Raw genomic sequence first — 4,073 nt, 5'->3', positions numbered from 1 at the left:
GGTTCGGGAATCCTGCCTGTTCGCCCAGATATGCATGGGCACTCGCAGACTGAACCCCAACGACAGCGACAAAACCACAAAGGATCGCAGCAGTAGCCAGGAATTTCCGAAACATGTATGCCCCCCACACTCGTTCGATGTCACGCCTTCAGCGTGCATCCAGATTCTGGACTCCTGACTTCGCATGTGTCAAGAGGGCGATCGCGCTTCGACCCCGACGCAGCGACAATCCACAGGACTCCATGCAGTCCAACAGAACTGACGGCCGGGCTCAGTCGTCAGACGGAAGCAAGTGTCTGAGATAGCGGTCCGGGGAAGCGAGAAAGTCTCTAGTCACCCGAACAGGCATGGCTTCGTCAAAGGCGACCGAGTCAATCGCACCGTCATCGAATATCTGAAAGATGGTCGCCCCTGGCAGAGCCAACAATATTGGCGAATGCGTTGCAACCACTATTTGACACCGCTGGGCGGCGAGCTCAGCCAGCAGCGCGAGTACTGCCATACAGCCCCCCGGTGACAATGCCGCCTCGGGTTCATCGAGGAGATAGAGTCCATCCGGATACATTCGATTTCGCATCACTTCCACGAAGGACTCACCGTGTGATCGTTCGTGGAGCGAGACCCCGTCGAAGACCGCCAGCTGCTGTGGTCCGAGGTCCTCAGTCGCCGTCGCCAGGTTGTAGAACGATTCGGCGCGAAGAAAAAACCTGCTTCGCGGCTTCTTGACATCCCACTTCACAACCATGCTCCGCCCCAACGATGACTCGCTCGAACGGGTCGCGAAGCGGTAGTTCTGACTGCCCCCTTCTGGATTCATTCCAGCGGCAACCGCCAGTGCCTCAACGAGCGTCGACTTCCCGCTGCCGTTCTCGCCTACCAGGAACGTCACACCTGGCGGCAAGCTCAGCCCGCCGACTCGATCAAGGTTCGCAACGACGGGTAGGCAGAACGGATACGCATCCGAGTTGGTGCCCGGCGCCAGCTGTACTTCACGGATGTATCTGGTCGAACCAGGTCCTCGATGCACAACCACATGCTATGCCGTACTCCGTGACCCAGCTCGAAGTGTGCTCACGGTCCCAGCGTGATCGGGTTGACGATGTCGGCAGCCAGGGTCAGAAGCATGAACGCACCACCGATCACTACTGCGACGTACGTGATCGGCAGGAGCTTGATGTAGTCGACAGGACCGCCGGGGGCCTTGCCGAGCCAGCCGCGGATCGTGTCCCGGATCTTCTCGTAGAGCACCACCGCGATATGTCCGCCGTCCAGCGGGAGCAGCGGCAGCAGGTTGAACGCGCCGAGGAAGAAGTTCAGGCTGGCCAAGACCAGGATGAACATGCCCCACAGGCCACGCTCGGCGGTCTCGCCACCGATGCGGCTGGCACCGTAGACGCTGACCGGGGTCTCCGGATCGCGCTCGCCGCCGGTAACCGCTTCCCACAGCGCTGATACCTTCTGCGGCATCTTCGCAAGTGACTTCACCGTCTCGATGAAAAAATCGCCGGTGAACGAGACTGTGGCGGGGATCGCCTCGATCGGGCCGTACTGCTTTGGCGGCGCGAAGGCAGCAGGACCGACACCGACCGCGCTCACCTCGCGGCTCGCACCCTCCTTCGGCGACCGCATAACACGCTCGGGAGTGACCGGAATGGTCAGCGTCTGACCATCACGTTCGATCGTGTAGGTGAAGGTTCCGTTCTGCTTCTGAGTTTCAGACTGGAATTGCACCCAGGTATCCACCTCGACGCCGTTCACGGCCTTGACCACATCGCCGGGCTGCAATCCCGCACGCTGCGCGGGTCCTGTTCCGGTACACGGCGCCAACTTCTTGTCCGGGGTCTCCTGGGCGACGCAGCTCATCGCACCCAACTCGGTGGCCGGCGGCTGCTCGAGCTGGGGCAGACCCCAGCCGACCGCCAGGATCACCAGCAGGATGAACCCGAGCAGGAAGTTCATGCCGATGCCGCCGAACATCACGACCAGGCGCTTCCAGGTCGACTGGCGATACATCGCCCGGTCGACCTCTTCCGGTTCGAGCTCGTCGAGCGCCGTCATGCCCGCGATGTCGCAGAAGCCGCCCAGCGGCAGCGCCTTGAGCCCGTACTCGGTCTCCCCGCGACGGAAGGAGAACACCTTCGGCCCGAAGCCGATGAAGTAGCGGCGCACCTTCATGCCGGTGGCCTGCGCGGCCCACATGTGCCCGCACTCGTGCAGCGCGATCGAAATCGTGATACCGAGAGCGAACAGTGCGAACCCCAGCGCGAAAACCATGTGGGCCCTTCTCTTTGGCGGCTGGCGCCGCGTGTTTTCGGCCTCGTAACCCCGAATCCGAGGGGCGATACTGCGCCTGCGGCGTTCCGTCTCGCCCCTCGGATCCGGGGCGGCCGAAAACGTGGTGGTCTCGTTGTGGTCGTCAGGTCAGGACGTTGTTTCACCGTCGATGGTCTTCGCGGCGTACTCCCGTGCCCAGCGGTCGGCCGCGAGGACGTCGTCCAGGGTATCGGGTTCGGCGTGCCAGCGGTCGGCGGCCTCTACCGCGCGGGTGACGGTGCGCACGATGGCGGGGAAGGTGATCTTGCCGTCGAGGAAAGCTTGGACCGCGACTTCGTTGGCGGCGTTGTAGACCGCGGTGACGCTGCCGCCCGCTTCGCCTGCCTGCCTGGCCAGGCGGACGGCGGGGAAGACCACGTCGTCGACCGGCTCGAAGGTCCAGGTGGAGGCGGTACCGAAATCGCAGGCGGCGGCCGCGCCGGGGATGCGGTCGGGCCAGCCCAGCGCCAGGGCGATGGGGAGTTTCATGTCAGGGGGGCTGGCCTGGGCCAGGGTGGAGCCGTCGGTGAAGGTGACCATCGAGTGGACGATCGACTGGGGGTGGACGGTGACGTCGATCCGGTCGTAGGGCACACCGAACAGCAGGTGGGTCTCGATCAGTTCCAGGCCCTTGTTCACCAGCGAGGCCGAGTTCAGGGTGTTCATCGGGCCCATCGACCAGGTCGGGTGGGTCTTGGCCTCCGCGGGGTTCACCGATTCGAGCATCTCGGTGCTCCAGCCGCGGAACGGTCCACCCGACGCGGTGAGCACGAGGCGGTCGACCTCCTGCGCACGACCGCCGCGCAGGCACTGGGCCAGCGCCGAGTGCTCGGAGTCGACGGGCACGATCTGGCCGGGCGCGGCCGCCCGCGTCACCAGGGAGCCGCCCGCGACCAAGGATTCCTTGTTCGCCAGCGCCAGGCGGGTGCCCGCGTGCAGGGTGGCCAGCGTGGGCTCCAGACCCAGCGAACCCACCAGCGCATTGAGCACGACATCGGCGTCGGTGCGGCGGACCAGTTCGGTCACGGCGTCGGGGCCGCCGAGTTCCAGCCCGAGCGCCTGGGCGGCGGCGGGATCGGCGACAGCGACATTGCGGGTGCCGGTGGCGGTCATCTGCTCGGCGAGCAGGGCGGGGTTGCCGCCGCGTGCGGCCAGCCCGACCACCTCGAAGCGGTCGGGGTTGGCGGCGATCACCTCGAGCGCCTGGGTACCGATCGAACCGGTACTGCCGAGAAGCAGCACCTTCACCCGATCGGTGGACGGGGAACTGTCGTGCGTGGCACGCGTTGCGGGGTGGGACACGGGCCCATTGTGGCAGGGCTGCTGGCTACGACGGACGGTCGTATGCCACGATATGCTCACTCGCCCAACCAGAACTCGAGCCCTTAGGAGCGATCGTGGCAGCCACGGACCTCGATAAAGCCAGCACCGAGCGTGCCGTCGCCACCAGCGTCGACCCCGCCGAGGTGCCCTCGGCAGCATGGGGCTGGAGCGGTGAGTCGCGCAAGACCTTCCGCATCGCGGGTTGGGTCGTCATCGTGGCCCTGCTCGGGATGACCATCGGCAACCACAAGGGTCATGTCGAGGACATCTTCCTCGTCGGCCTGGCAGGCGTGATGGCGATCATCCTGGTCGTCGATTCGCTCACCCAGCGGATGCCGAAGTAGTTCTTCGACGACAAGTACGTCCACGCCTGCGGCAATCACCATGCGCCGCAGGCGTTTTCGTGCGTCAGCGGCCGCGCCGGGCCGGTTTGCGGC

General features: G+C 65.1%; 4 protein-coding genes. 1 reads left to right on the top strand and 3 read right to left on the bottom strand.

Annotation, left to right across the window (positions count from 1 at the left end; all coding sequences use genetic code 11):
- Window positions 1–271 precede the first annotated feature (271 nt).
- The 3 genes from ACFWF3_RS26870 to dxr form a co-directional block, all read right to left on the bottom strand.
- Window positions 272–889, bottom strand: a complete 618-nt coding sequence (locus ACFWF3_RS26870) for an AAA family ATPase (RefSeq protein ID WP_379316151.1) — start codon at window positions 887–889, stop codon at window positions 272–274.
- A gap of 182 nt (window positions 890–1,071) precedes the next feature.
- Window positions 1,072–2,274, bottom strand: a complete 1,203-nt coding sequence (locus ACFWF3_RS26865) for a M50 family metallopeptidase (RefSeq protein WP_379316149.1) — start codon at window positions 2,272–2,274, stop codon at window positions 1,072–1,074.
- 147 nt (window positions 2,275–2,421) lie between these two features.
- On the bottom strand, window positions 2,422–3,615 hold the full coding sequence (gene dxr, locus ACFWF3_RS26860) for a 1-deoxy-D-xylulose-5-phosphate reductoisomerase (protein ID WP_379316147.1): 1,194 nt from the start codon (window positions 3,613–3,615) through the stop codon (window positions 2,422–2,424).
- Between the two features lie 95 nt (window positions 3,616–3,710).
- On the opposite strand from dxr, the gene ACFWF3_RS26855 reads away from it, so the two are divergent.
- Entirely contained in the window at window positions 3,711–3,980 is a 270-nt protein-coding gene (locus tag ACFWF3_RS26855; RefSeq protein WP_378992217.1) for a DUF2631 domain-containing protein, read from the top strand.
- The last annotated feature ends 93 nt before the right edge of the window (window positions 3,981–4,073 follow it).

Source organism: Nocardia sp. NPDC060220, assembly GCF_042727815.1.
Taxonomy (GTDB): Bacteria; Actinomycetota; Actinomycetes; order Mycobacteriales; family Mycobacteriaceae; genus Nocardia.
This window is presented reverse-complemented; position numbering and strand designations above follow the sequence as displayed.

Coding starts and splice junctions, on each gene's coding strand:
- ACFWF3_RS26865 (WP_379316149.1), bottom strand. CDS start 2,274: ATGGTTTTCGCGCTGGGGTTCGCACTGTTCGCTCTCGGTATCACGATT.